Annotated in this window: 26 protein-coding genes, 1 tRNA gene and 1 pseudogene; 16 read left to right on the plus strand and 12 right to left on the minus strand. The window is 58.0% G+C overall.

What is annotated here, in order from left to right; translation table 11 throughout:
* Nucleotides 1–46: 46 nt before the first annotated feature.
* The 3 genes from BJD12_RS01805 to BJD12_RS01815 form a co-directional block, all read right to left on the minus strand.
* The gene (locus BJD12_RS01805; protein WP_228861066.1) at nucleotides 47–388 is read right to left on the minus strand and encodes a carboxymuconolactone decarboxylase family protein; all 342 of its coding nucleotides are present in this window, start codon (nucleotides 386–388) and stop codon (nucleotides 47–49) included.
* A 64-nt stretch (nucleotides 389–452) separates the two neighbouring features.
* Nucleotides 453–575, minus strand: a complete 123-nt coding sequence (locus tag BJD12_RS25095; RefSeq protein ID WP_005997685.1) for a hypothetical protein — start codon at nucleotides 573–575, stop codon at nucleotides 453–455.
* Nucleotides 576–797: 222 nt separating this feature from the next.
* Nucleotides 798–1,691: an SDR family NAD(P)-dependent oxidoreductase gene (locus BJD12_RS01815; RefSeq protein ID WP_005997687.1), complete on the minus strand. Its 894-nt coding sequence runs from the start codon at nucleotides 1,689–1,691 to the stop codon at nucleotides 798–800.
* Between the two features lie 173 nt (nucleotides 1,692–1,864).
* On the opposite strand from BJD12_RS01815, the gene gcvA reads away from it, so the two are divergent.
* From gcvA to BJD12_RS24030, 4 genes are all read left to right on the plus strand, one after another.
* Nucleotides 1,865–2,779, plus strand: coding sequence for a transcriptional regulator GcvA (gcvA, locus tag BJD12_RS01820; RefSeq protein ID WP_005997689.1), 915 nt, complete (start codon nucleotides 1,865–1,867; stop codon nucleotides 2,777–2,779).
* Between the two features lie 393 nt (nucleotides 2,780–3,172).
* A complete protein-coding gene (locus BJD12_RS01825) occupies nucleotides 3,173–3,964 on the plus strand; it encodes a CPBP family intramembrane glutamic endopeptidase (protein WP_005997692.1) in 792 nt (263 codons plus the stop codon).
* Nucleotides 3,965–5,185: 1,221 nt separating this feature from the next.
* On the plus strand, nucleotides 5,186–6,061 hold the full coding sequence (gene xopAI / locus BJD12_RS01835; protein ID WP_005997694.1) for a type III secretion system effector XopAI: 876 nt from the start codon (nucleotides 5,186–5,188) through the stop codon (nucleotides 6,059–6,061).
* A gap of 942 nt (nucleotides 6,062–7,003) precedes the next feature.
* Entirely contained in the window at nucleotides 7,004–7,237 is a 234-nt protein-coding gene (locus BJD12_RS24030; protein WP_126936566.1) for a hypothetical protein, read from the plus strand.
* Nucleotides 7,238–7,800: 563 nt separating this feature from the next.
* Here BJD12_RS24030 and BJD12_RS01840 read toward each other — a convergent pair.
* Together BJD12_RS01840 and BJD12_RS01845 are read right to left on the minus strand one after the other, a co-directional pair.
* The gene (locus BJD12_RS01840; RefSeq protein WP_005992929.1) at nucleotides 7,801–8,661 is read right to left on the minus strand and encodes an IS3 family transposase; all 861 of its coding nucleotides are present in this window, start codon (nucleotides 8,659–8,661) and stop codon (nucleotides 7,801–7,803) included.
* Nucleotides 8,658–8,951, minus strand: coding sequence for a transposase (locus BJD12_RS01845; RefSeq protein ID WP_039421683.1), 294 nt, complete (start codon nucleotides 8,949–8,951; stop codon nucleotides 8,658–8,660). The genes BJD12_RS01840 and BJD12_RS01845 overlap by 4 nt, the downstream gene beginning before the upstream one ends.
* A 120-nt stretch (nucleotides 8,952–9,071) precedes the next feature.
* On the opposite strand from BJD12_RS01845, the gene BJD12_RS01850 reads away from it, so the two are divergent.
* A complete protein-coding gene (locus tag BJD12_RS01850) occupies nucleotides 9,072–10,142 on the plus strand; it encodes a DUF3800 domain-containing protein (RefSeq protein ID WP_042828390.1) in 1,071 nt (356 codons plus the stop codon).
* Between the two features lie 331 nt (nucleotides 10,143–10,473).
* Nucleotides 10,474–10,890 carry a hypothetical protein gene (locus BJD12_RS01855; RefSeq protein WP_005995604.1) on the plus strand — a complete coding sequence of 139 codons (417 nt, stop codon included), beginning with the start codon at nucleotides 10,474–10,476 and terminating at the stop codon, nucleotides 10,888–10,890.
* Nucleotides 10,891–11,156: 266 nt separating this feature from the next.
* On the opposite strand, the gene BJD12_RS01860 is transcribed toward BJD12_RS01855, so the two are convergent.
* A complete protein-coding gene (locus tag BJD12_RS01860; RefSeq protein WP_005995606.1) occupies nucleotides 11,157–12,062 on the minus strand; it encodes a hypothetical protein in 906 nt (301 codons plus the stop codon).
* A gap of 575 nt (nucleotides 12,063–12,637) precedes the next feature.
* On the opposite strand from BJD12_RS01860, the gene BJD12_RS01865 reads away from it, so the two are divergent.
* Nucleotides 12,638–13,270 (plus strand): Cap15 family cyclic dinucleotide receptor domain-containing protein, encoded by a 633-nt coding sequence (locus BJD12_RS01865; RefSeq protein ID WP_005995609.1) that lies wholly within the window; start codon nucleotides 12,638–12,640, stop codon nucleotides 13,268–13,270.
* Nucleotides 13,267–14,385 carry a nucleotidyltransferase family protein gene (locus BJD12_RS01870; protein WP_005995611.1) on the plus strand — a complete coding sequence of 373 codons (1,119 nt, stop codon included), beginning with the start codon at nucleotides 13,267–13,269 and terminating at the stop codon, nucleotides 14,383–14,385. The genes BJD12_RS01865 and BJD12_RS01870 overlap by 4 nt, the downstream gene beginning before the upstream one ends.
* A 107-nt stretch (nucleotides 14,386–14,492) precedes the next feature.
* Here BJD12_RS01870 and BJD12_RS24730 read toward each other — a convergent pair whose 3' ends face one another.
* Nucleotides 14,493–14,801 (minus strand): hypothetical protein, encoded by a 309-nt coding sequence (locus tag BJD12_RS24730; protein ID WP_039426895.1) that lies wholly within the window; start codon nucleotides 14,799–14,801, stop codon nucleotides 14,493–14,495.
* A 306-nt stretch (nucleotides 14,802–15,107) separates the two neighbouring features.
* Here BJD12_RS24730 and BJD12_RS01880 point away from each other — a divergent pair, with 306 nt between their 5' ends.
* The 5 genes from BJD12_RS01880 to BJD12_RS24865 all read left to right on the plus strand — a co-directional run bounded on the left by BJD12_RS01880 (nucleotide 15,108) and on the right by BJD12_RS24865 (nucleotide 18,872).
* Nucleotides 15,108–16,157, plus strand: a complete 1,050-nt coding sequence (locus tag BJD12_RS01880) for a DNA-binding protein (RefSeq protein WP_052318561.1) — start codon at nucleotides 15,108–15,110, stop codon at nucleotides 16,155–16,157.
* Between the two features lie 194 nt (nucleotides 16,158–16,351).
* The gene (locus tag BJD12_RS24735; RefSeq protein WP_229003586.1) at nucleotides 16,352–17,176 is read left to right on the plus strand and encodes a protein-tyrosine phosphatase family protein; all 825 of its coding nucleotides are present in this window, start codon (nucleotides 16,352–16,354) and stop codon (nucleotides 17,174–17,176) included.
* Between the two features lie 21 nt (nucleotides 17,177–17,197).
* Nucleotides 17,198–17,464, plus strand: a complete 267-nt coding sequence (locus BJD12_RS25165) for a protein-tyrosine phosphatase family protein (protein ID WP_341865700.1) — start codon at nucleotides 17,198–17,200, stop codon at nucleotides 17,462–17,464.
* Nucleotides 17,465–17,563: 99 nt separating this feature from the next.
* Nucleotides 17,564–18,511, plus strand: a complete 948-nt coding sequence (gene avrBs1 / locus BJD12_RS01890) for an AvrBs1/Avra family type III secretion system effector (protein ID WP_229003588.1) — start codon at nucleotides 17,564–17,566, stop codon at nucleotides 18,509–18,511.
* 61 nt (nucleotides 18,512–18,572) lie between these two features.
* Nucleotides 18,573–18,872 carry a hypothetical protein gene (locus BJD12_RS24865; protein ID WP_229003595.1) on the plus strand — a complete coding sequence of 100 codons (300 nt, stop codon included), beginning with the start codon at nucleotides 18,573–18,575 and terminating at the stop codon, nucleotides 18,870–18,872.
* A 45-nt stretch (nucleotides 18,873–18,917) separates the two neighbouring features.
* Here BJD12_RS24865 and BJD12_RS01895 read toward each other — a convergent pair.
* The 3 genes and pseudogenes from BJD12_RS01895 to BJD12_RS01910 all read right to left on the minus strand — a co-directional run bounded on the left by BJD12_RS01895 (nucleotide 18,918) and on the right by BJD12_RS01910 (nucleotide 23,093).
* A pseudogene (locus BJD12_RS01895) lies at nucleotides 18,918–20,004 on the minus strand (IS3 family transposase).
* Nucleotides 20,005–20,351: 347 nt separating this feature from the next.
* Nucleotides 20,352–21,644, minus strand: coding sequence for a reprolysin-like metallopeptidase (locus BJD12_RS01905; RefSeq protein ID WP_005991741.1), 1,293 nt, complete (start codon nucleotides 21,642–21,644; stop codon nucleotides 20,352–20,354).
* Nucleotides 21,645–21,770: 126 nt separating this feature from the next.
* A complete protein-coding gene (locus BJD12_RS01910) occupies nucleotides 21,771–23,093 on the minus strand; it encodes a right-handed parallel beta-helix repeat-containing protein (RefSeq protein WP_005991739.1) in 1,323 nt (440 codons plus the stop codon).
* Nucleotides 23,094–23,287: 194 nt separating this feature from the next.
* Here BJD12_RS01910 and BJD12_RS01915 point away from each other — a divergent pair, with 194 nt between their 5' ends.
* A complete protein-coding gene (locus BJD12_RS01915; RefSeq protein ID WP_005991738.1) occupies nucleotides 23,288–23,515 on the plus strand; it encodes a hypothetical protein in 228 nt (75 codons plus the stop codon).
* A gap of 21 nt (nucleotides 23,516–23,536) precedes the next feature.
* Here the strand turns inward: BJD12_RS01915 and BJD12_RS01920 are convergent, their stop codons facing one another.
* Both BJD12_RS01920 and BJD12_RS01925 read right to left on the minus strand, forming a co-directional pair.
* Nucleotides 23,537–23,782: an ATP-dependent nuclease gene (locus tag BJD12_RS01920; RefSeq protein WP_228861016.1), complete on the minus strand. Its 246-nt coding sequence runs from the start codon at nucleotides 23,780–23,782 to the stop codon at nucleotides 23,537–23,539.
* 119 nt (nucleotides 23,783–23,901) lie between these two features.
* Nucleotides 23,902–24,987 carry a site-specific integrase gene (locus tag BJD12_RS01925; RefSeq protein WP_005991734.1) on the minus strand — a complete coding sequence of 362 codons (1,086 nt, stop codon included), beginning with the start codon at nucleotides 24,985–24,987 and terminating at the stop codon, nucleotides 23,902–23,904.
* A gap of 104 nt (nucleotides 24,988–25,091) precedes the next feature.
* Between BJD12_RS01925 and BJD12_RS01930 the strand changes: the two genes are divergently transcribed.
* On the plus strand, nucleotides 25,092–26,084 hold the full coding sequence (locus tag BJD12_RS01930) for a DNA-binding protein (protein WP_074059297.1): 993 nt from the start codon (nucleotides 25,092–25,094) through the stop codon (nucleotides 26,082–26,084).
* A tRNA-Ile gene (locus tag BJD12_RS01935) sits at nucleotides 26,075–26,164 on the plus strand. The genes BJD12_RS01930 and BJD12_RS01935 overlap by 10 nt, the downstream gene beginning before the upstream one ends.
* Nucleotides 26,165–26,207: the final 43 nt, after the last annotated feature.

A 26,207-nucleotide genomic window follows, 5' to 3' on the forward strand; every position in this document is an offset into this window, starting at 1 on the left:
GTGTGCCGCTGGCGCCCGATGGGCAACTGCGGCACTTTGTTGCGACTTACTTGTTCGGCAGCTGCTGGTAGGTCTCGATGACGCGTGCCGAATAGGTCAGCGCGGCACCAGCGTTCAGGGCGATGGCCACGCCCAATGCCTCGGAGATTTCCTCCAGCGTGGCGCCTGCTTCCACAGCCTTCTGGGTGTGCACGGAAATGCAGCCGTCGCAACGCGTGGTGACAGCGACCGCCAGGGCGATCAGTTCGTGCATCTTCGGTTGCAGATGGCCCGTCTTGACGGCGGCATTGTCGATCGTCATCAGGCCGCGCATCACGTCAGGGCTCTGCTTGGCGTAATCGCCTACTCGCGCGAGCAGGTCATCCCGGTAGGCGTTCCAATCTTGCATCATGGCGATCTACTCTTATTGAGTGTTGGCTGCCGGACGCTTGAAGGCGCCCGGGGATGAGGGATCAGGCGGGTTGATAGACGCGCATGTACGGAGCTACGTCGAGCAGCGGCGTGAGGCCACCGACCACATCTGCGGTGAACAGCTCGCTCTGCAGGTACGCGTTCGCGTTTTCGGAGGTATCCAAGCCGTGCAGGACTGGATGTCTTCATTCCGCACCAGCATTTCCTTGGACTTCGCACCCTTGACGGTGTCCAGGAACGGCCCTTTTAGTTCTGGTAAATCCCAGTGCGGGGTGGCGCGGTTTGCGTCCGCGATCTTGAGGGTGATTGCAGATGGACCATTTGCAGTTCTTCCTGCGCGGTGCATGAATCAGCGCGGGCAGGGACAAGACCCTGCCCGACGCGTATCAGTTGCGGCCGGCCATGACGCCGCCATCGACGTCCCAGATGGCGCCAGTGACCCAGCCCGCCTTCTCCGAAAGCAGGAACGCCACGACTTCCGCGACGTCTTGCGGCGTGCCCACACGACCGATCGGGTGGAAGCTGTTGAAGCCCTGCAGCGCACTGTGCACTTCAGCCTTCGGGATGAAGCCTTCGTAGATCGGGGTCTGCACGACCGCCGGCGAGACCGCGTTGACGCGGATGTGCTTGGGCGCAAGCTCCATGGCCAGATGCTGGGTCAGCGAGTGCAGACCTGCTTTTGCCATCGAGTACGCAGACGACGGGGTCGCTGCGATGGCCTGCTTGGCCCACATCGAGCCGATGTTCACGATCGCGCCCGGATGGTCATTGGCGACCAGGTTGGCGGCGACCTTCTGCGTAATGAAGAAGAACGCCTTGTTCAGCTTCATATACTGATCGTAGTCGGCGTCGGTGTGGTCCAGGAACGGCTTGGGGAAGAACACGCCGGCGGCATTGACCAGCAGGTCGATGTCCGGATGCTGTTCATCGATGACCTTCAGCAGTGCAGCAAGGCCTTCGTCGCTGGAAAGGTTGGCCGCCAGTGCCCCGACCTGACCCAGCTCGGCCAGCTCCTTGCGGGCTTCTTCGGTCTTCTCCGGCCGGTTGCCGACAATGACGGCGCTGCCACCTTCGGCAAGCACCATACGCGCCGACTGCATGCCCATGCCGCTGGTGCCACCGACGACCAGCAATTTCTTGCCCTTGAATTGGTTGCTCATCTTGAAAGCCTCTCTGTTCGCCTGCCGCTCGGCAGGACATGGATGGTTGAAGGCCGCACGGCGGGCCTGGCTCGGGCCAGGGATCACCCTTTCGTTCAGCAGGCTGCGCTCCCTGCCCACGGGGTCACCGCATCATGTCGGTGGCAGAAAATCTATTGCTCCACTCAGCGCTACCTCTCGAACTTGTCCAGACGTCCTTGCTTAATTCCTTGGCGTGGAGGAATTCTTTGCCCAATTGCATCCGGTCGCAAACGAGATAAAGTAGTTATCATCTAAAGAAAAAATTTATCGATATGAAGGCCCCTGTTCACCTCAACGCGCTGCGTGCATTCGAGGCCAGTGCCCGACACCAGAGCTTTTCCGCAGCAGCCGACGAACTGAACGTCACGCCGGCAGCCGTAGGCCAGCTCGTGCGCACGCTGGAAGATTGGCTGGGTGCTCCGCTGTTCGTGCGCAGCCCCGGTGGGCGGGTGCGCATTGAACCCACGGAAACAGCCGAGCGGGCATTGCCGGATATCCGCGCCGGCTTTGATCGCCTGGCGTTGGGGATGGAGCGGCTACGCGACGGCTCCACCAGCGGTGTGCTCACCGTGACCGTCAGCCCGGCCTTTGCCGCCAAATGGCTGCTTCCGCGCCTTGACCATTTCCATGCGGCCTGCCCGGAAACGAGCGTGCGCCTGGACACCAACCATAAGTCGGTCGATTTCGTGGCTCAGCGCATCGATATCGGCGTGCGGTACGGGACGGGAAGCTGGCCTGGCTTGAAGGCAGACAAGCTGATGGATGAAGAGGTTTATCCGGTGTGCTCACCAGAACTGCTGCGCGAGCACCGGCACCTGCGCAAGCCGAGCGACCTTGTCCGCGAGACCTTGATCCATGACCTGTCGATGGACGGCCACTCAGGCTTCCCCACGTGGCAAACGTGGATGGACGCTGCTGGTGTGCTTGACGCACCCCATACGCGTAGCCTGCAGATAAACAACTCCGCCGCCGTCCTGCAGACGGCGATCGAGGGACACGGCGTTGCTCTGGCTCGCAGCGTCATGGCACGGGATGATCTGGCGAGCGGTCGCCTGGTCCGCCTGTTCCCCAACATCAGCCTCGCATCGTCGCTGGCTTATTTCGTCGTCTATCGCCAAGAGTGCGCGGATCTGCCAAGGCTGGCTGCTTTTCGCAATTGGCTCCTTTCCGAGGCCGATCAGGGCTGATTTAAGACGTTATGCTTTGCCGATGCGCATGAGGGGCTTGCAGGGGCGTAGGCGAGTTCTGCTGCGATCGCGCACGCGCCGATGCCGTGATAGAGGTGCAGACGCTCTTGCAGCAAGAGCGGGGCCAAGGCAACACGGGCGACGACTCAGCGCCATTTCGTCGGCGATCCGGGTGATTCATCGGCGACTTCTGTGGCTTGGTCGCAAACGGGTTGCCACGCCCCCGCGCGGATAGCAACTTGCAGCGGCGATCACGTCGACCTGGAGCACCGCATGACCCCCGTTGCCCTGTATTCGCCCGATCCGGCCCGCGGCTGGCTGCCCTGGGCCTGGCTGACGCCGATCCTGATGATCCTGTTCAACGCGGTACCTGTGCTCGCGCTGGACGGGTGAATGCAGTCGCAGCATTGGTCGACGCCGCGCGGCGATCCGATCGGCCTCGCTGGCTTGTATGCGCTGCTGTGGATCGGCTTCGCGCCGACGCTGGCGGCCGTGCTCGCCTGGGTACGCTTCGTCGAAGGGCGCTCGCTGGCGAGTATCGGGCTGACCGCTCCGGCGCCACTAAAAATCTTCCTGCGCGGACTGGCCGTTGGATTCGGCACGGTCGCGCTGGTCGTCGTCGCGATCTGGATGGCTGGCGGCATGCAGGCGACGGGATTGGGGCAGGCCTGGCGGTCGCCCGTCAGTCTGCTGCACATCGGTCTGCTGCTATTGAGTTTCATGTCCCAGGCGAGCGTGGAGGAAGTCATCTTCCGCGGCTGGATGCTGTCGGTGGTGGCGCGCAAGACCAATGTCGCGGTGGCAGTGCTGCTGGTGTCGCTCGCATTCTGCTTCCTGCATTTCAGTCCGCACCAGCCGCCCCGGGTCATGCTCGGCACGTTCCTGTTCTCGCTGCTCGCCTGCGCCTGGGCGCTGCGGACCGGCAATATCTGGGGCGTGATGGGCTGGCACGCGGGGTGGAACTGGTTGCTCGCAACCGGCTTCGAACTGCCCGTCACCGGCATGGATGCGCACTTGCCGGCGCTGCTGGTGCCGCTGCGCCCGCAAGGCCTCGACACCCTGACCGGTGGCGCGCAAGGGCCGGAAGGCAGTTACCTGTGCAGCGTCTTCCTCGTCGCCGCGATCGCGTGGATCCAGTGGCGAAAGACGCGCGGAGCTCAGAACTTCTCGCCGACCAGCAGGTAACGCCAGTGCCCAGGCGGCATCGCCCCGTCCGGGCCCTTGCCGATCAGATGTTGGTTCGCGCCGTACCGGCGACGACCAAGCAATGGAGCGTCTGCGAGCGCTCGGTGGGCCGATCGATGCTCCGCTACGGGCTTCTCGATAGGGTAGGGGAACTGCTATCCAAAATTAGAATTAGGGATGTTTATCGGGGGTAGGGATGGGCCTAAAGTCTTGAGTCCTGGTCAATATCTAGCGCACCCAATAGGGGCCGTCCGACAAGGCGTACCAGATCGAAGAGAAGACGTGATCCAGCGGCGCGTCCTGGCAGCGGCCCACGAAACGGTCAGGGAGCGCGGTCCGGCCGCAGTCAGGATCCATCTCCGCACCTACTGCCAGGTGCTCGATCACCTTATCTTTGCCGTCGGCATTGGCACGACTTCGATGGTGGCCAAGGGGCTGATGATCAAGCCTTGGTCCTAGGTCAACGGCTCATACCATTGCTGGCACTGGGTGAGCTCAAGGAACTCGCTGCCAGGATGGAGCACAACGCGACGCACCATGGAGCCATCTATGTTGTGTGTGGAGTAGTTCTCGAACTTGTCCGGATGCTCACTTGACCTGATGCCTTGGTGATCAAATCAAGTGCTACGGCTGTTGCCAGGCTATTCGGTGTGGAAAGAAATGCCACGGGCACTAATGCTTCAACCAGCGCAGGGCTTCCCATGGATTTAAAAACGGGGCCGAGCTCCGCGTCTTCTGCGTTTGAGTTAAAGAGTGCTTCACCGCCCCAGTGTCCGAGCAGGGAGCGAAAGCCATACTCCCGCACTTCGTGCGCTGGTTAAAGCAGAATCACGCCTTGCCGGACCGGTTGCTATCGCGCGCCTGGTTGTTCGCAAGCAACGTTGCGCGTCCTCTTCTGCAAGCTTACCTCGCCGCAATACGTCTTTCTAGCAAGCCGGGGCTGAGCACATCCAGAGGTGGAGCTGGGACGATTTTTCTGAAAAGTCATCGGTGATCTGGTTGCCTCACCAGACCTGTGCGCGCTCCTGCTCGGAGCGCACCATCGCATCGCCCGGCTTGCACGAGAACGCCTTGGCATACTGCGGCATGTTTGACGGGCCGGCGAGGCTCAAGAATCCCGCGCGTCAATGCTTCGTCGTCCCAGCTATGACTTCGCTGAGCCTACGCGAATCGGAGAGCTTCTCGCCAAACTTACTCCTACAGTCACTGCAGGAGATCAACATGGGTCTATGCGTTTCAAAACCGAGCGTGGCAGGCTCACCTGAGCATTATGCAGCCCACGCCACAGCGCAGGCCACGCCCTCTACGCCTTCATCTCCCGAGGCGTCCATGTCACCCAGCCTGTATGGCTTGGCGTCACTCGGCTCTCCCAGAGCGAGCTCGAGCCGTCGTCCATTAAGTCCACTGGTGGAGTTGAACACCAGCGATCTGGTAAAACAAAAAAATCGACTTTGGCAGCGGATCCAACACGATGGGTCGCAGTTCCGAACCACACCTGAAGAGCGGAAGCAGTTCAAGACTGCGCTCATAACTCTTTGGGGTGAACGATCGCGACCAGAGAGGCAGCAGCGGTGGAATGGAATGATGCAAAGAATGGCACGGATGAAGAGGAACCACCCAGAACTCGAACACATTGCAACCGAGGATCTCGTGGCGCTGCAGGCATGGACGACGGACGACTATGGGGTAGTACAGGATGTTCTGGAGAAAGAAGCGACGCCCACTGCTCATGGCCTTGCATTTGCAAAATGCATCATTTCCGCCTTGCACTCGCTTCCCGAAGAATATTCATATCAAGGGACTGTCTTCACTGGCGAAGATCAGTTCCCGGATTGGGTGTCGGAGCGATATCGAAAAGGAAGCATCACCACGGACCGCCGATTCTTCGCGACCTCAGAAACCAAGGATGCATCCTGGCAAGGAATGGCAGTCGAGTGGGAAAGCAATTCAGTAAATGGGAAGCGCATCTCCATGTTTTCAGAGAGCCCGAATGAGCAGGAAGTTCTCTTTCCTCCTGGCACCCGCTTTCAGGTAACACGGATTGAAGAGAACGAGACTCATCCCCGCCTGAAGATTTATCAAAGCCAGATCGCGTAGGCATTCTGAATCGTCCTGGAGAAGTCTTCACCAGCAGTACGGATGTGGGCGGTTTGGATGTTATTCGAGCAGACTGAACTTCGCAGCAACAAGCTGCTGAAGAATCATCTGCCACCCGAAACGGCAAGCGAACTGCTCGGCGAGGGTGTCTCAGTTCACAGGCCAAGCGCGCTGCTAACAGGCAACGCGCTTGCCTGCCAGTTGAGTTGCGGTCACTTTGTGCCAGTCGCAGCGCTGCGCAATGACAGCAGCCGTACATCCCTGGCGCAGGCAATGCTCACTAAGCGCGGCGGTGGCCACCGCCGTACAGACCTACGACCAGGTCACCAACGGCTGCCGGCGATCGCCCATAGACTCTGTGAGAATCCCTCGCTAGCAGCATCACGGCCGGCCAGCCCTCCTGCAGGCCCGCTGGCCGCTCTGTAAGCGCTGCCCCTGACCAGCAGCAGGCCAGCGGCGCTGTGCGAGTTGCATCCTCCTTGCAAGGCCGCGCTGACTTTGCCAATTCACAACCATCCATCCTAAATGACGCCGCCGTCCAGTTTGACTGATAGCTTCGTCCAGTTTATTTGGTGTCAGCGTCCAATTGCTTGGCTGCATGTACTTGCTCAGCATGGGATGGCCCGTCGGTGTCGCGGCTGCGGTGCCGCTGACCTTTGCGGACCTGTTTGCGATCATGGCCGCTACCGGCTAGGGTCGCATCACGCTCGGTTCCACGGGTTCTGGTGATTGGCCTGCGGGTGCCCACTCCGGCACGGTTGGTTCGAGCCAAGAGACGGGAGTACGCTGACTGGATCGCGGCGGAACTTGGTACGGGGCCGCGCCTGAATCGGAGGTCAGCTGGAAGAACTGGAACGGCACAACTGCCTGGTGTTCGCCTATCCGGACCTGCTGCAAAGCACCTAGCCGCTGCACAGAAGCGCGCGTGGGATCGAGTTCGGCATGGCCACCCTCTCCGAAGCTTGGCAATTTCTCAACGCGAGTGACCGCCTGACCTCGGACGACAAACGCTCCGCATTCCGGAAAATACGTCAACTGGAGATGGCCGTCGCGGCGGAACCTTTTTCAGCTGCAACACCCTCAGCATCGTCGATGCCGTGTACGCACCGCTGGTTCGCTATTCCGAAAAGAATAACGGTTAAAAGGAATAACGGCTCCAGGCTCACTTTTCCGTGATCATCAAGGTCGAGAAGGGGGATTAGGAAGATTTATCAAGGGTAGGCTGGCCCAAGCAAACAGATTAGGATTAGGGAGGGTTATCGGGGTAGGGCAGAGGATCGCTAGTGGCCGATAGCGGACACATGGCCTGGCCCCAGCGAAATCGCAACAACACTGTCGGCTTGCGGCCATAAGCGATGTTGCTCAGCCAGACCGGCGCAGAAAGCCTGACCGAACTTCAACGTCCGCTCTGAGCCAACAACTCGCGGGTCATGGCGGCAGTGGTACTGGTGGGGGGACAGGATCGCACTCGCGGGGATGGTACTCGGTACTGTTAGCCGAAGCGTCAGGGTATCGGGCAGATCGCGTCGTCTCACGCATCCACGAGGCTCTTACCATCGAAGGCGAGCGCGCCCATCTCACGTCAGGACGTATCTAAGGCGCTGGACTGGCTTGCCCTGCAAAGGGACTGCCTCAGGTCATCAGATCGGACAAGGTAAAAAGATCTGCGGAACTTCGATGTCACTTGGGCTCACAAAGGGGGTCTAGCTGAGCCACCCCCGATTTCTCGGACAGGTTAATTAGGGAACAACAGCCATCTTCTCGAACTCGGCCGGCGAGCGATAGCCCAGCGCACTGTGCAACCGCTGCCGGTTGTAGAACACTTCGATGTACTCGAACACTTTCCCGCGCGCTTCGTCGAGACTGGCGAAGCGCTCGTGGTGCGTCAGTTCCTGTTTGAGCGAACTGAAGAAGCTCTCCATCACCGCATTGTCGTAAGGCATGCCCTTGCGGCTCATGCTTGCGACCAGCCCAGCTTCTTGCAACTGCCGCTGATATGCACCGCTGGTGTATTGCGTGCCCTGGTCACTATGGTGGATTGCGCCCTGCGCTGGCCGTCGGCGGTGCAGCGCCATGGCCAGCGCAGCGCTGGCCAACGCCTGATCGGCCCGCTGGCCCATCGCCCAGCCCGCGATCTGCCGGCTGTGCATGTCTAGAACTGCCGCCAGGTACAACCAGCCCATCCGGGTCGGGATGAAGGTGATGTCCGCCACCCACACCCGATCTGGCCCCGGACTGACGAACGGCCATGCCAGCCGGTTAGGCGCTACCGCCGCACGCTGGTATGTGCTGCGCGTGCGCAGATAGCGTTGTCGCCGTTTGGTGCGGATCGCATGTGCCTGCCGCAGGCGCCGCACCCGATGCCGGCCGCATGTCTCACCTTGCTGACGCAACGCGCGCCACAGGCGCTCGCTGCCATACGCCTGGCGGGTTTGTGCGTGCAACTGCTCGATCCGCTGCAATAGCCGGGCATTCTCCTGTGCGCGTGGCCCCGGACGGCGAGCGCACCACGCGTAATAGCCGCTGGGCGACACGCCCAACGCATGGCAGAGCCAACGCACCCGGTAACCCCGCTGATCTCGGATCCAGGCGTACTTCACGGTAGCTCCCGCGCAAAGTACGCCGCCGCTTTTTTTAGGATCTCGTTCTCTTGGCGCAGCCGCTCGTTCTCGCGCTGCAGCTTGGCCAGTTCATCCGGGTTGGCCTTGGGCCGGCCACTGCCGCCAAAGGCGCCAGCGCCCTTCGCATCGAGATCCGTGGCCCACTTGTAGAGCCGGTTGCGCGGGATGGCTAACTCCCGCGCGATCATGGCCGCTGGCCGATCTCCCGCCTTGAGCAACCGCACTGCTTCCCGCTTGAACTCCGCTGTAAACCGCTGCCGCTTCTGCATCGAACACCTCCCTGCGAGGATTGTCCTCGCTTTCAGGTGTCCGAGTTATCAGGGGTGGCTCAAGCCCTACTTATGCGTACATTTGCGCGCAGGAAGGCAAAGCTAACACGGAGCAGAGCGATGGAAACCTTTCGGATAGATGAAAGTGGCTACACAGGATTCAGGCTTCTCAACGTTGAGCAGCCCTTCCAAGGAGCATGCGCTATTGCCATCGAGGAGGATGATGCTCAGCGACTCATCAAAGAACACTTTCCAAGGATGAAGGCTGAAGAACTTAAGTATCGGAGGCTAATCCGTCGCGAGAATAGCTACACTCGGTTGCTCGCGCTTCATGCGGATCTCCTCACCCACTACAAATGTGTAACTTTGCTCTGCGACAAGCGATATCTGCTCATCATGTTGTTCTTGAGCTACGCGAAAGAGCCTTGGTGCTACGAGCGAGGAACCAATCTGTACGCTGATGGTCGCGACCTAGCGCTAGCCTCTTTGCTTTATTACACCGGGCGGCCACTGCTTGGGAAGGAAGCGTTCGAGCGAATCCTTATTTGCTTTCAGGATGCCGTCAAGGAAAAGACTCCAAGCACGGGCTCGCGGCTAGTGGAGGCGGTGCGCGCGTCTGATTGGAGACAGTTGCCAGAAATCCTAGGTCCGCTCGGTCGGGATGCGAGCCCGGAGTGTCTCGAAGCGATCGCCACCCCAGGCGTTACAACTGATGCCGCATTCATCGTTCTGCAGGCATTGATCAGCCGCATGGAGGCCATGGCTGAGGGTCCGTACTGCATTGAGCACGATCAGTCGAATAATCTCCAGACCTACCATGACTTACTGCAATCATTCATCGGACATAAGGAAGTCGCAACTTTCCGCCAGTCGGATGTTGCATCAATGTCATTTCCACTTAAGCTGACTTCTGTAATTCAAGTCGACTCCAAGAACAGCCCTGCTGTCCAACTTGCCGATGTGATGATCGGGATGGCGATTGACGCAATGGCAGCGATCACGAAAACGCGTACTGCGACCATCGATCCTCACAAGGTTATTTCGGGCTATGCGTCAGATCAGCTCATTCATATGATCCCGACAAGAGACTTCGTAGCGCATCGCCAGGCTCACCAAGGGTCGCAAGCGGCAGATCTTGTGGACTATATTGGCAAGAATTTTGCTAAGTCCTTCCCCGGTGCACTTGGTTAGGCACTCTGGAGATTAAAAAAATGGGATATAGCCGAATCCTCCCATGCCTTAGACCTTGGCTTTCGATCCAACTCCGGCGATTGGCGATGAATGATTCCGAATTTGATATGAGCCATTTAGAGCTAAGGCTTCAGAGCGATGAGGCGTGTGAGGACGCGCATGCTGCATGAACTTCTGCAGGACGAGCATCTCCGAAGTATTGATTCGGGCCACGCCACTTTCACGCGTAACGGTCCTGGTTAGGCTAGGTTTCAGGGCTGAGATGGGTAAGCCATCCGGTTTCGAAATGAAGTCACCCCTGATGCAGTATTCGCGATAGGACTCGCCACGCATGAACCTGGAAGAAAAGAAGAAGCTGATCTCTGATATCGAAGCATCTGATCCCGTCAATGATCTCTACGCCAAAGCGATCAAGGTCGGGTTCTGGCACGAACAGCGCGACCCATCGTACAAGCTGGAGCAGGTAGCAGCGTGTATGGCTGCCGCCGGCATCTCCACGGTATCAGAGGGCGAACAGGTCATCGCTCGTTACTCCGATGAGCTCGAAGCATTCATGAAAAGTGTCTACGGTGATAGAGTCGGCTACCGATGGGAAGTCTCCCCAGGCTTTATTATGGCGTTAGCAATAATCTACGATCAGCCGGATGTATTCACAGCAGAGCGTCTGGAAGAGATGGGCTGGGACGGGGATCCGATTACGCAGGTCCGAGGCGCCCTGCATAGTGCCGGCAGAGTCCAAAAGGACTGATACAAGCCATTTAGCCGCTCTTGGCGATTCGTCTCGCCTAAAGTCCGGTTGTTACTGGCTATCAAGTGCCAGCACGCAAGTACTGGCACTTTTTTATTGGCCTGTCATTCCAGCGGACAGCCTGCGACTGCCGCTGAATAGAACTATGTGAAAGTCTTCTGCCGGCCGAAACTCTCTCTCCATGGCAGGATGCCATTGGGTCTGTCGCGTCCCTCTGAGCGGGGTAGCGATTGGGAGCAGCATATCGCCTGCGGATGGATCAGAATTTAGTCGATCAAGCGCATCTCGATTCTTAGCGATGGATTGAACGAAATTGAAAATCCCCCTAACTGTCCTAGCTCAGTAAGCAAATCAAACCCTAGTACCGACAAGCTTTGACTGGCGATGTCGGAAGTATAGATGGTGCGCGAGATTAACCTACTGGCCACGCAAATCTGGACATGCCCTCCAATAGTTGATAGCGAAGAAACTTTGATTATTTGTTGGAGGGCGATAACCGGGGCTCTGCCTTTCCAGTGGGTTATATCGGCGCACGTTGTATTCTTACGTTCAATCTCCTTGAGGATATCCTGCTTCCTATCCCCCAAAATTACGTACCCTCCACCAGAAATGTCTCTCTCTTCAAGGCTTATCTCGGCCGGGCGTTCTGGAGAGTTCCTTAGAACGAAAACTTTCGTATCACTCATCTTTTTACAGAATCCAAAAATCACTATTTCGCAATGAGCCCGATTTGGATGAAGGGTGCCCAAGGCCAGCAAATATTTCCGTGCTATTTTCTGAGCTAACTTGGCAATCTCCTCAACGCTCGGCATTCGCTCTTCGAGTGACCTGGATACATCGCCGTATTTGTCGTAGTAGGCCAGTTCTGAAACATTATCCAGGCACAATGCCAGGATATATTTCACGCTTGTGCCGATAAGTGTACTTCCTGCAAATCCATAACAAACGCTCAACACCTTGCTAGGTTGCTGGGTAGTTAAAGCGCTCTCATGTGGATATATATTTACAGGTAGGACAAACAGCTTTTGCAAACTATCCGTCATTGGCCCTGCGTTGCTTGAAACTCTAGAATCCGCAACAGCCCAGAGGCCCGAGAACCACTCGTCGTGTTTGTTGTTCCAACATATGATTGAGGTCATGAGCTCCCGCGTTCCTTCTTCGATTCTCACCATGGGCGCCGTTGTGCCTCGAAGAGGGAGGCTATTCCGACGTCTTTGTCACTAATAATCATGATCGTACAGTCAAGCCGGCTGCCTCGCAGTATCTACCGGTAGATCGACTTTGGCGGAAAGAGGCATGCCAGCATCAGATTGCAGCGCTATTCGATCGACACCACAGCTCGGTCCGCGGAATCCTCTCGGAGTCCGACGGCATCCGCCCCCCGCGTCGCGACGACGTTAGACACGGGCACTGAACTTGGCTGAGCGGCGGGACGTATCCCGTGACATGGTTGCCGGGAGGTCTATGCGCGCGGTAGCCGCCTCATTGGACCGGGATCTGTCCACCGTCAACCGCGATGTTGTCGGACGTATCAGGCTACCTGCTAGGCGCGCTGGACGACCTGGGGAGTGGAGCCCGTCTGGACGGTACTATCGGCAATTGGCCCGCGAGCGGGGCGCAGCCGGGCGCCAATTCGTCTCTGCTTTTGCGACAACGCGGCCTTATAGTCGCCATGACGACCCGGCGGAAAATATGATTTTCCGGGCGTCGCAGTTTGCTCAACGTGTCAGAAGCGGGAAGGAGAGGGATGAGAAGTCACGAGTACGTACTGCTGGATGGGATCAGCCGGGCCAAGATCGGCCGCTACTTGGGAACCGCGGCCGCCACCATTTCGGCAGGTACAGTGTATGTGGTATTGCGGGCGATTGATCTGGCTGAAAGGTACGGCTTGCCTGCCCACTTGACCCCGTCGCTGATGTCGCTTATTGGCGCGGGTACGGTGTACCTAATCTTGTACTGGCTGTTTGATCGTCATCTTTGGCGCCAGCCTTGGATGGGGCGATTTCTGAAAGTGCCCGATCTGCAGGGACAATGGTCTTGCGAGGGCACCTCTTACAACGGCGCAGGTGAAGTGTCGGCTCGAAGCTGGAGCGGTACCGTGTCCGTCGCACAGAGCTGGGACCGGTTGCGCATCCGCCTGACCACCGAGCAATCTGGCTCCGACAGCGTGGTCGCGGCACTGATGCACGATGAAGCAGGCGGCTATCGCCTGTTCTACAACTACCGAAATGATGCACGCATCGATCAGCACGACCTGGATAATCACGTAGGCTTCTGCGACATGACGGTGAGCGCGGACCAACAGCGGGCCGAAGGGGACTACTTCAATGGTCGGGGAAGATCCACCTACGGTCGCATGCATTGGAGGCGCCAGCCATGACCACAATCGATCAACGGCTTCAGAAGCTGCGTGCCAGGCGTTCGGGCGCTGACCGAGCTATCGCGGTCGCAATGGATCAGCAGATCGAGATCCTGCGCGAGCAGCTGTTGGGCGAAGCCTACGAGCGGCGGGCCATGGGCAAGCCGTTTACCCGGTATGCGTTGGGTGCGATGCAGGAAGTTGACCCTGACTACACCCGCATCAGTATCGAGACCGCTACCCGGGTCGAAAACCAGCTGCAGCGCCGACTTTCGGCCGAGGGTTTGAACACCACGTATCGCTTGCAGGGGTCGGTGCCGCTGAATGTGCATATTCGCGGCGTCAGTGATGTGGACCTGCTTACGATCGGACTCGGGTCGCTGTTTTATGCGCCGGCGGGCGTGCATGCCCAACGGGGTGGTTACTCGCCGCCGGCACGGGATACCACTTCGTTTCTGCGCGATCTGCGCCGTACCAGCGAAACCTCCCTTCGCACGGCCTTCCCGGCAGTGCACGTGGACACCACTAATGCCAAGGCCATCAAACTCACTGGTGGCTCGTTGCCTCGTCCAGTCGATGTCGTGCCTGCGGTCTGGTGGGACACGGAGCAGTACCAATTCACTGGGCTTGAGCATGATCGCGGCGTTTCGATATATCACAAGTTCGACCACGCAACGATCGATAACCTGCCGTTTCTCCATATCAAACGGGTGGCGGACCGGGACGCCGCGGCGCTTGGGAGCCTCCGCAAAGCCATACGGTTGTGCAAGAACGTGAAAGCCGACGCGGAGGACGAGGGCACGACCATCGCCTTGTCCAGCTATGTGCTCTATCACGCGGATCTGACCGCCTGGCGATCCGGCGCGCAGTGGGAGTTGGGCATACTCGCGGAGGCGCAACGGCACCTGGACTGGTGCTACCGAAATCCGCCCCAGGCCCAAGCGTTGATGACGCCCGATGGCTCGCGGTGCATTCTTGAAACGGCCGAGAAATCCACGGCGCTGATGATGCTTTCCAGCGAGATGGACAAGCTGTTGAGGCAAGTGGCTCGGGAACAGAGTGTGCAGTTATATTTGCAAGAATCCCCGAGCTTGGATAGCAGTCGCCGAGCGATAGAGCAACTGATCATCCATTGAGACGACTAGCTCTTGGCTGCTGACAACCCGCATCTCAGGCGCAGCCGGGCTTCTGCAGTCCATCTTCGCTAATTGGCGCGTTCTGCGAAGGCCCGGCGGCGCCTTTCTCACACGGGTGCGGCGGCTCCGGCTTCCTGGAAGCCGCAGGCAAGCAGCGCAGGACGCAGTTCCTCCAGTGCGTTCGCGGGCACGCCGAGCCACAGGAGGTTGCGTGCGCGGGTCACGGCGACATAGCCAATGCGCCCCACTTCGGTGTCCACACCGGCGAGCAGGGCGTTCACGTGCTCGCGGTTTGCAAGGTACAGCACCGCATCCAGGCTTTCTCCTTTCGCCTGATGAACCGTATCCACGCGCATGCGCGGCTGATCATTTTCGGCAGCGAGGTCCACGGCGTCGATCAACGGAGCATTGGTCAAGCCTCTCCTGGCCAATTTGTTGCCGAGATTGCCTGTACTCGCCAGTCCATGATCCCGCTTAATCACTGCCAGCAACGCTCTCGTCCTTTCCAGCAGCTGAGGGTGCCAGTGCGTATCTCCGGGCAACGCGGCCGGCGGCAGGCCCGAATCCAGGTTTCGGGTGAACGCCCAGACGAGCCGGCGCAGCGGCCGATCGTCGGGATAGCGCGCAGGCTGGGTGATCCTGGCGACCAGTCCCTGCGGCGGATCGGCCAGCAGACCGACGATGCAGGTAGCCGCCAGTTGTACGCGCCGAGGAAATCCCTTCTGTGGTCCCGAAGGATTGCCGCCTGGGCGAGATTCTTCACGGTTCCGTCCGTGGACGCGGTCCGGGTGGCGCTGGGCAATACGGGGTCCAAGACCACCATCCACCGCTATCTGAAGGAGCTGGAAGAGGAGGAAGGACAGCGTCCCGGCGCCAAGGTCGCCATCGGCGATGCGCTGCAGGATCTGGTCAGCCGCCTGGCCGAGCGGTTGCACGCCGAGGCCGACACGGTCGTAGCGCAGGCGCAGGCGCGGTTCCAGGCACAGCTCCAGGAGCGCACTCAAGCGCTGGAGCAGGCCCGACACGAGGCTGACTCGCTCAGGACGCACCTGCAGCGCTGCGAGACCCTACTGCAAGCCGAACGCGAGGCGGGCGACGCCGCCAGGAGCGAGGTGGCCAGCCGCACCACCGAACTGGCCCAACTGCAGGAGCGGATCGCGGGCCTCACGGCGCGATTGGCCGAGCACGAACGTCATGCCCAGTCGCTGGAGCACAAGCACGAGCATGCCAGGGAAGCCCTGGAGCACTATCGGACCTCCGTCAGAGACCAGCGCGAGCAGGAGCAGCGTCGGCACGCGCACCAAGTGCAAGAGCTGCAGGTCGCCCTGCGGCAGGCCAACGAGGCCTTGACCGTCAAGAACCACGACCTGATGCAGCTCAACCGCGACAATGGCCAGTGGGTGGAACGCCAGACCCGCCTGGAACGGGAACTGGCGCAGGCACGCCAGCGGGCCGACACCCAGCAACGCAAACGCGACGCGCTGCGCCTGACGGCCGCCGAGCACCAAGCCCTGCAGGTGCGCTGGACCCAAGATGTCCAAGCGCTGGAAGGCGTGCGCGCCGAACTGGCTGCAGCGCGGACCGAGCTGGTCGAAGAGCGCCAGCGCCGGGAACACGCCGAGGCGGACACCTTGCGGGCCACGGTACGACTGAGCACGCTGGAACAGTTGCTGGAAGAGCTGCGACCACTGCGGCCCGTTGGCGAACAAGTAGAGGCCACTTCACACAGTCCGACGACAGGTGGGCGTCGCCGCTTGCCGGAGCTGACATAGAAGCCCCTTGCGTAGGCGTCGATATGTGCGCCCAAGAAACCCAGCTAAGCGTGTGGTTTCTAAGCAAGCTGGTGGATCAAACTGCAGCCAGCACTTCAGCATCGCTGTTAACGACATAATTTCCTGCCACTACAGCAAACTAGTTCGCTCAGCAATTAAAGTCAGGATCCTACAATAATTTGTAGTGAGCGCAAATGCTGAAGAAAACCTCTAGTTCAATTGCACCATCTTCCAGCCACAACGAAATGACAGGTACCGACTCCGCTGAGAACGTTAAAGCAGAAGTTGTATCAAACCACGTTGATCAAGCGGTTCCCGCAGAACTCGCTGATTTGCCAAAGCGAGGTTTGCGCACTGCGTCACATCTCGCTGATTCGCCAAACGGACCAGCACACCGGTCGGAAACAGCACTTCGTCAAGTGATCCAGAAATTCAGAAATCCCTTGTCTCTCCCGCCGCCGCCCACGTCACATCCTGTTCTAGCTTACGACAGAGATCTAGAATCATTCGATAATTTCCGCTCTTCGGACGAATTTGACCTCCCCGAAGGTTCTAATCCGACTGGTTGGAAAGACCTCCACGTTTCAGGTAGCGGCAGTATCGCGTCCATTGGGCAGATTACTAGGCTGAGGCCGTCCAAGGAGCACCCAGTGGTCGTTCTGGATGCTCGTGAAGAATCACATGCCATTGTTGGTGGTTATCCGGGTACTTGGCGTACCCCAAACAACTGGGGCAATGCTGGCAAATCACGTGCCGAAGCTTTGGCAGACGAGCATCAGAGGATTCAAGCGCTTAACGCGCAGGAAACGGTGCAGATATTTCATCGCAAAGATGTGAAGAACGAAGTCCGCAACCCACGCGGGGCGACCTTAAGCAAACCGCCAATTTTTAGTGAAGAAGAGCTTGTGAGAGCTGCAGGTGCCAAATATGTACGTTTGACGGTGACAGATCACCTTTCGCCGCGTGCCGACGACATTGATGCGTTCATTCATATGGAGCGAGAAATGGCCCCTCATTAGAGGCTGCACGTGCACTGTGGTATGGGTCTAGGCCGTACGACAATTTTCATTGTCATGCATGACATCCTAAGAAATGCTGCAACTTTATCGTTCGAGGACATTATTCATCGGCAACGCGCTTTAAATCCAGGGCGGAGCTTAGATTATAATAAAGATGTTTCCGACAAGGGGCGCTCAGAGTTTCGTAATGAACGGTCCGAGTTTCTTCCTCTATTTTACGAGTATGCCAAGCAAAACCCAAAGGGCCAGCCATTTTTATGGTCCGAATGGCTCGACCATAACGCATAAATCGTAAGTGCGGTGTCGATGGAAACCGAGCTTGTGCGCGATGCGCTGGCGGCTCCCTTGGCGAATATAAATTATAATTTAATAGACTAAGCATTAGAAATGAAGATTAATCACAGTTCGAAAACATATTTAAACTCACGCGAAGAAGATTTTAATAATAAGAAGGATAATTTTGCAGCATCGGAGCTCGTGAAGCCATCGCTCGATTTACAAGATTTGAAAAAAGCGCCTAGAAAAATAAAAGAGAATATAGCTACTTTTCACACTTCATCGTTAAAGCGAGTCCATCAAAATAAATTATTAGTTCAAAATTTGGCGCAGCTGCAAAGAGGAATGGCCAACATCAAGAATAGAGTCGAACTTGAAGAGCTCATTGATAAATCTTCAGTCAAGCAATTGCTACTAAAAAGAAATTCTGATGCTGCTGAAGAGTATGGGAAAGGAAAGCCTTTAATGATTCGATCCTTACGATTCTCAAGTCCAGGAGAGGTGCATGGTAAAATTGGCGCGGAAGGAAAGACACCAGTCAAAAGAGAGGTTGATACGATTTGCAATAAATCCACGCTACATGACATTGTCATGACGCCTGCTTCCCTTATAAAAAAGGAAGTTCGGATGAATCTGATATCTGAAGTCCCCAGGCCAAAGAACAAACAAAAATACAGAGGCCTCCCATCAGTCGTATATGGCCAAGGCAGCCTCGTTAACGAATCAGACTATCTTTCGTCTCGAAATGGGTTTGGTGACGTGCATTCTTTCAAGTCGAATAACGCTTTCAATCCCGACTATGAAAAAACAAGCAGATCGCTCAGCCACGCAGAAAAATTGGGATTGATTGAAAGTAATCTCACTCCCTTTATAAAGCATGATCCAGATAGGATTTTCCCCGCTTTTGCTCACTCAATTGAAGAATTGACTGAACACCAGATGATGTTGCAATCAAGAAAACCTGCTAGTACTTTGCGGCATAACGAATATTGTACTAAGTTTGAACTAAGCTATAGCCGTCGGCGAATCTCGCTCCTTGGCGGTCGCTACCCTGATTGAATTTAATTTGGAGATGTTGTCAATAGCGCAAGAAATCGAGGATGACGGACACAGGAGTCAAATGGTCGCAGATTTTATCGAGCGCCAGCTATCATGGCTTGGACCACAAGCCGCACTAGACAGGAAATCAACGCTTGAAAGGGTTTCATCAGTGACCGTCCAAGAAAGGAGATTTATTGCTGATGAGATTTGCCGATCATTGCGTCGAGGCGTTTCGCTTTGCACTTATAATAGAGATGAAACAGGAAGTCATATCCGCGAAATGAGTTTGTTGAATTTTAGTGCTGAAGAAATTATGGAAGGAATAAAAATCTTCAATTCCTCCAAAATTTTACACGACACAAATGCAGGAGAAGAGTAGCGCCTAAGGGGAATCCCCCCGCTTTTAGCGGCTCCAGAAGTGGAGTTATGCAGCCATCGCCAGCTTCATCGCTGGCGTGATGCCGCCTAGCGCCATGTTTGGGCGCTCATGATTGTAAGTCCATAGCCAGCGCGTGGCCTGGTCCTGCACCTGCTCGATGGTGTCGAACAGGGTGCGGGCCAGCCAGGCGTAGCGCACCGTGCGGTTGTAACGTTCAACGTAGGCGTTCTGTTGTGGCTTGCCCGGCTGGATGTGCTCGGTGCCGATGCCGTTGCGTTGCGCCCACGCCAGCAGTGCTCCGCTGATGTATTCGGGCCCGTTATCGCAGCGAATGATGCGTGGCTTGCCGCGCCACTGGATGATCTGCTCCAACGATCGGATCACCCGGGCAGATGGCAGCGACAGGTCAACCTCGATTGCCAGCCCCTCGCGATTGAAGTCATCCAGGACGTTGAACAACCGGAAGCTGCGACCATCGGCCAACTGGTCATGCATGAAGTCCATCGACCAACCGCGTTGATCGATTCCGGTACCGCCAGCGGTTCGGGCTTCTCGCGCACAAGTCGCTTCTTCGGTTTGATCCGCAGGTTCAACTCCAACTCCCGGTAGATCCGGTACACCCGTTTGTGGTTCCAGCCAAAGCCCTTCACGTTGCGCAGGTACAGGAAGCAAAGGCCGAAGCCCCAGTCGCGATACGTCGTCGTCAATCGCACCAGCCAGTCCGCGATCCGGCCGTTCTCGTCCGATGCCTTGGCCTGGTACCGATAGCAGGTCTCACTCACCTGGAAGGTCTGGCAGGCGTACTGGATGTTCGCGCGTCCGACCTTGACCGCTGTTCGGGCCATCTCCCGACGTTGAGATGGCCTCACCATTTTTTTGCCATCGCCTCCTTCAGCAGGTCGGCACTGAGCTGGGCGTCGGCGTACATCTTCTTCAGGCGCCGGTTCTCGTCCTGCACCTCCTTGAGCTGGGACATCAGCGACGCATCCATGCCGCCAAACTTGCTGCGCCACTTATAGAACGTTGCCGAGCTAATGCCGTGCTCGCGGCACAACTGCGGCACCGGCGTGCCAGCCTCGGCCTGCTTGAGTACGGCGATGATCTGGCTGTCGGTGAAACGGGATGTCTTCATGGAACCTCCTCGGAAAAGGGTACGAGAAAATTCCACTTCTGGCGTCAGATTACCAGCGTCAGGTCACTCGGACACTCGCCGCAAGACAGTTGCAGCGTGCCGAACCTCGAAAGGGACGAGGTAGTGGATGAGCCGATGGAAGCGCCATTATATCTGGCAACTTCATGTTTTCAGAAAAGAAATCGGATTCTGTGAGTCATTTTTACACGTATGTCGGCTAAACCCCAATCCCTGCCGACCCTCAAATTCCTGTACAAAACAGCCAAGTGTCACTCTGTGACAGCGCATGGCGTTAGCGCACGCCATGCGCTGTCACGGCTCCGCTAGTAGCTGTACTTATGGGTGACTCATCGCTTGGTCGGCCTAAAGTTGGCCGCGATGGGCATGGTGATATTTAATGCTCTGGTCTGGTCGGCTTCGTTTACATCCCCGCACGGGTTGCCATTGCATAACGTGATACGTGGATTGGCGAAGTAGGGAACCCTCTGCTGATCGTCGGCGGTATACGCCATGATGGTATTGAAACTGCCCTCATCCAATGTTTGCCGCCATCCGTAAGCATAAGTGAACGCGCCAGGACCGGAATCGGCTTTGTCGTGAGCCAGACCAAGGTTATGGCCGATTTCATGAGCGAAGGTAATGTCTTCGCAGTAATTTCCGGCTTCTTCGTCGGTACCATCACTGACTGCGGCGTACCCCGTTCCCTGCATATTGACATTGTACGATTGAAGCCCATAACCGTTCAGCCACGCCACGCCACAAGCGCCTTGATTTGCGCGGTAAGGGCGTAGCAAGGCGACAAGATCGGCACCCTGGGTGTCGCGCGTGCTGTGCAGTGTCGCTAATGAAGAGGTGCCTGAAGCTTCGGTCAGGTCCTTAAGTGCAGCATCATCTGTAGTGGAGTCGGTGTAATTAACCTGCTGCGTACCGATCAGGCGCAGGCGTCCATTCACTTGGCTATCCGAGTAGGCACGGTTGGTAACGGCAACCAGATAGTTGATGCGGGTATTAACGGCATCTACCGATCCTAGCTCGCGGACCAAGCCAGGGGTATAACCTACGAGCACGTCGACCACCGCCGGGGTTGTTGCGCTGGCCGCCTGCCTCACTAGTGCAAGGTTATGTTGTAAATCTTGCTCGCTTAACGGTGGCTTCGGCGGAATCAGGTAGTCGGGTGCCATGACACTATCATTGCTCTTGAGGCGGTCAAGAGCAATGTTTTTTGGTAGACGTTCTGCAATATACAGCTTGCCGGCCTGGGTAACGATACGAACCGATGTGTTATCGCCGACCGGAATTGATCCGAATACTGCATTGCGGCCGAAGGTGATCACTACACTTTGCTTTCGTTCGGGGATGCTGCCGACAAAGGTCCAATGATCATTGTCCTGGGAGTTCTGCGAAATAGTTCTTGCATAGATGCGTCGACCGTCTGGCAGCGGTAACCAAAGTCCACCGGCAGCCGCATTATCATAGGCTTGCGATTCGATGATTCTGATCGGGGTTAGCCTTTCCGTTGAAGTGATCCTACTCTTCTGTTCACTTGAAAATGAGAGCCATTGGTCAGCTGCAAATACCATGGAGGTGCTAGCGCAGCTCAGCCCCAGAAAGATCGTCGCCGCTAGAAAATTTATTTTCATAAATACCTATTTTAGTTTGGGTAATTAATTAAACGGTGTGAAAAAAAATGCGTCGTTACGTAGTAATATTAATCGCACACACGATGGCACTGACTGACGGCCAGGCGGCTGGCGCCATCGTCCGGATCAACGCGCCTCGAATGCCCCCAGGTCCGGTGCACGTCCGTTGAAGGCCTCACCGGTATCGGCGCCGGCGTCGATCAACGCGCTGCCCGGTGCCAGGATGGCGAAGGTGATGATGGGTAGGTCGCCGTTGGCCTGGCGCGGACGCATGAGCTGGCGCTCGTCCAGGCTGACGAAATCTCCTGCACTGACGACAAGGGGAAGATTGAACGAATTGCGGCCGATATCGTTCTCGCTCGCAGACCCCAGGTTGATCATTTCGATGCGCGTTCCGAATCCCAGGTTATTGGCCAGATAGTGGTCGTATCCAGGCACGTCGGTGAGGTTGTCGCTCAAGGTGGATTGCATGTCGTAGTTGGCGCGGCCGTTCTTGATCGATGTGTTGCTGATCCACTCCTGCCCACCGATGTGGTGATTGGCGTAAAGGCCGTTGGATCGATTGCCCACTGCCAGATTGAACCGCACGATATGGCGCGGCACCGGCTTGGGATAATCGCTTCCGTTTCGCCCGTAGCCGCCTGCCTTGAAGCCTGCGCCATTGCCCAGCGGGGTGAATGCGCTGTCGTACCCGTTGTAGAACGACCAGTTGCGTTGCAGGGTGACTGCGGCAGCGGCATTGATCAGGTCGAAGCCATCGTCGCTGTTGAACCATGCGCGGCTGCCTTCGATGAGGTTTCCGGTGCTTCCGGCAAGCGTCGGGTGCACGCCGAAACCGTCGACATTTCCATCGGAGAAGGCATTTAGTCCACGGTTGTTATAGGCATCGACGTTGTCTACCCGGTTGTCGCTGCCCGAAACCAGGTACCAGCCGATCGCCTGGCCGTCGTGGATCGCCAGATTCTCGAACAGGTTGCCGTTGCCGCGGTCAACGCGGAATGCTTCGGACTGGGTCAGGCGGTCTGCAATGGTGATCCGCACACCCACCACCTCGAATCCGCGAAAGACGCAGTTGTTGCTGGCCACCCGGAATGCGGCCACGCGCAGGCCGGTGGGCGTCACCGCAGAGAAGTCGAACACCGGCCGCTCGTTGGCGACGTTGACATAGGCGATGCCGGGCTTGGTGATCTCGTTGACCACGGCGTAGGGCTGCCGCACCACGCTGATGTTGGCGTTGGTCAGGCGATAGGTGCCGCCGCGCAGGTAAACGGTATCGCCACTGGACGCGGCGGCCTGCGCAGCCATCACGCTGGCAAAGGGGGCGGCGCGGGTGCCGGGATTGCCGTCGTTGCCGGTGGGTGCGACGTACCAGTCGGCGGACACGGCCGTGCACGGCGGCACGCAGGCGGCAATGGCGATCGCCACGATGGTGCAAAGAGAGAGGTTCATCGGATGTCCCTGGTGTACTGCATGAAAGTGGCTGCTTGCCGCCCTTGACCCGGCGTGGCGCAAGCCGCGACTCGCGCAGCCTGCGGGAACCGGTTTGCGCTCGCTAGTGGTCGTGCTCGGTTCTGCTACGGCGGTTGACGTTTCGATGTGCCGCAACGCAGAAGTGTCCAAATGGGACATAGGTATCTGAATCAATGCGGGCGCTGCCGCTGCGCGCACTGCGGCGCGATGTTCCACGGCCGCCCTGTGTCCGGCATCGCATCGCCGCGCGCCATGCGATAGATAACTACAGTGGACCGTCGTACTTCCTCACCCTGTCGGGCATCGGTACTGCCGGCTTGCTGTTGCCGAAAACTCGCCTGATCGCCGCCAAACAGTTGCTCACGCCCAACGATGTCGAGGGTCGGCAGGGATTCGTGTAAAAGCCCTTTGCTGACAGAGGGTTAGCTCACTTTTGGCTGTTTTTTACACAAATCCCTACCGACCCTCTCTTTCGGTCGGTGGAGATCTTCGGAGTCCAGACGGGGGTAGGGATCGTCGTGACCGGCGAGCAGGGCGCGCAGAGCGTCCACCACAGCGGTCTTGCCCGCGTTGTTGGCCCCTACAAGGACGTTCAAGCCACTCTGGAAGTGCAATTCGGCCTTTTTGAGCTTCCTGAAATTGACAATTTCGAGTTGTGCCAGATACACAGATTTCCCCTTGCCCCTGTCGTATATGAAGGCTTCCCTTGATACAAAGGTACCGTGCTTATCTGGTATAGATGGCTGCTTCTAACCGATATGCACCGAAATCGAGAATTCAGGACCGATCAGCCCTCCAGAAGACGAGCAGCGGGATTCGCTGTTGCGCCTCCCGTCTGGAAATAGCCCACAACACTCGACACCGACCTATGCTCGGTCAACTGCATGATCGCCGGCAGCGACACCCCCTGGCGACTGGCCTCGGTCACGAATCCCGACCGCAGGCTATGCCCGCCAAAATCTCCCTCCAACCCGGCCAAACGCGCCCGCCGTTGCACGATCTCGCCCACGGCCGCCGGGGACAGGGCAGGGCCAACCCGTTGTTTCCATAGCCGCCGGAAGATGGCCCCCTCGGTTATGCCTGAGGCCTCCAACCAGTCCTGCAGTGCTAACGCCGCCCGATCGAGCACCGGTTTGTCCGGCGTCGAGGTGGCCGTGACACCCGCCTGCTGGGTCTTACTGTGCTCCAACCGATAGATATAGCCTTGGACGCCAATTCGACGCAGATCGCGCAGGTTGGCCGCGGCGATCTCGCTGCGCCGGCGGCCGCCACTGGCAAACCCGAAGCAGAGCAGGGCACGGTCACGAACGCCTTCCAGGCCGTCGTCACAGGTGGCCAGCATGGCTTCAAGCTCGGGCAGGGTGATGGCGGTCTTCTTGCGTGGGCGCTCGCCGCGTTTGACCGCGGCCCGCGCGGCGCGGCTGAGCACGGCCCGAATGACCGGCTGCTCGCAGGGATTGGCGACTTGTTTGAGTCGGTGCGCAGTGGACAGTACTGCCACGCGGTGTCTCACGGTCGCCAATGTCCAAGGGCCCAGCTTGGCCTTCAGGCCAGCTGCCACCAAGGCCAGATCCACGGCCGCCGGCAGCTCCCAGGCCAGCTCGCCTTCGACCGAGCGGCGTTGCACATGATCGACCACGAACTGCAGCACGGTGGCCTCGGGCACGGGCAATGCCAGCTCGATACCGTAGCGTGTTGCATGCCAGCCGGCCCAGTAGCGCAGGGCACTGGTGTAGCTGCGGGTGGTGTTCTCGGCCGCTGCTTCGGCCAGCAGCTCGCGCACCGCGTCCGCCGCCTGTTGCGCCAGCTGTTCGGGCAGTACCAGCTGGTGGACGGTCTGGACGAGGGCGACACTAGTGGAATTAGCACTCATAGTATGTAATGTGCGCCACGAATAAGTAGGCGTAGCCACGATAATCATCACTTATCGTGAGTACGTCAAATGCGGGGCAGGGCGCCAATTCGGGAGGTACTTCGATGGCCAGAGGCATCACAGAATCAGATGTTCACGCCGCCGCTGATGCGCTTGTCGCGCTGGGCGAACGTCCGACCGTGGAACGCATCCGTGCTCATCTTGGCACTGGCTCGCCAAACACCGTGGTTCGCTGGCTGGAAACCTGGTGGGGAAGATTGGGTGAGCGGCTGACCGCGCAACAGGCAAAACTTGAGCTGCCGAACGCACCAGCAGAGCTGGCGACCTTGGCCTCACAGTGGTGGGAGCATGCGCTGGCCGCAGCACAGCGCCACGCTGACGCCAACCTGGCTCAACAGCGTGCCGACCTTGTCGCACTACAAGATGACTTGAGCAATCGGGAGGCCGCTTGGCAAGCGCAGATTCAACAGTATTCCGTTGCTGCCAACCAAGCTCGGCAGTCGCTGGTTGTCGCCGAACAGCGGCTGGCCGATCTCCAGCGCTTGTGCGATCAACAGCTTACTCAGATTGCCGACCTGACCACGCAACGTGAGGACTTGCGTGACCGCTGCACCCAGATGGAACAAGAGCTTGGTGCGCTGCAGGGCCGCTACAGCGAGCGTGAGGCAGTGATCACCATCGAGCGCAATCGTCAGGCCGAACATGTGCGTGCAATTGAAGATAGGGCGCACGCAGAGATCGATCGGGCACGGCAGGAAGCTCAGGCACTTCTAAAGCAACTTGCGAGCGCACAACGGGAGCGTCAGACATTTGAACAGCACGCTCGCCAGCAAGAAGACAGTACCCGTCAGGCGTTAGCTGAGGCGCTACGAGAAGCTGCCGTCGAGCGAGCTCGAGCCGACACCCTGGCAGCAGAGTTACAACGCACCGTCTCAGCGAGGCCCAAGTCACGCCAGAAGTTGACCGCACCGGCGGCACGCAAGCCGCGCCGCGCGTTAGACAACAAACGCATGGTATGCTCAGGCCATGAATGCCTACCACTGCTACGAGCCCGGCTTTCGAATACCGGCGTGATCGCAACGATCACGCCCCTGTAGCTCAATTGGTAGAGCAGCGGATTTATATCCCGTCAGCGCCAGATAAGCGGCAAGTGCCGGTTCGAGCCCGGCCAGGGGCATCATCTTTTCGCGTTGCCGAAGGTGATGCATTGAAACCTGGCT

The sequence above is a fragment of the Xanthomonas vesicatoria ATCC 35937 genome, assembly GCF_001908725.1.
GTDB lineage: Bacteria > Pseudomonadota > Gammaproteobacteria > Xanthomonadales > Xanthomonadaceae > Xanthomonas > Xanthomonas vesicatoria.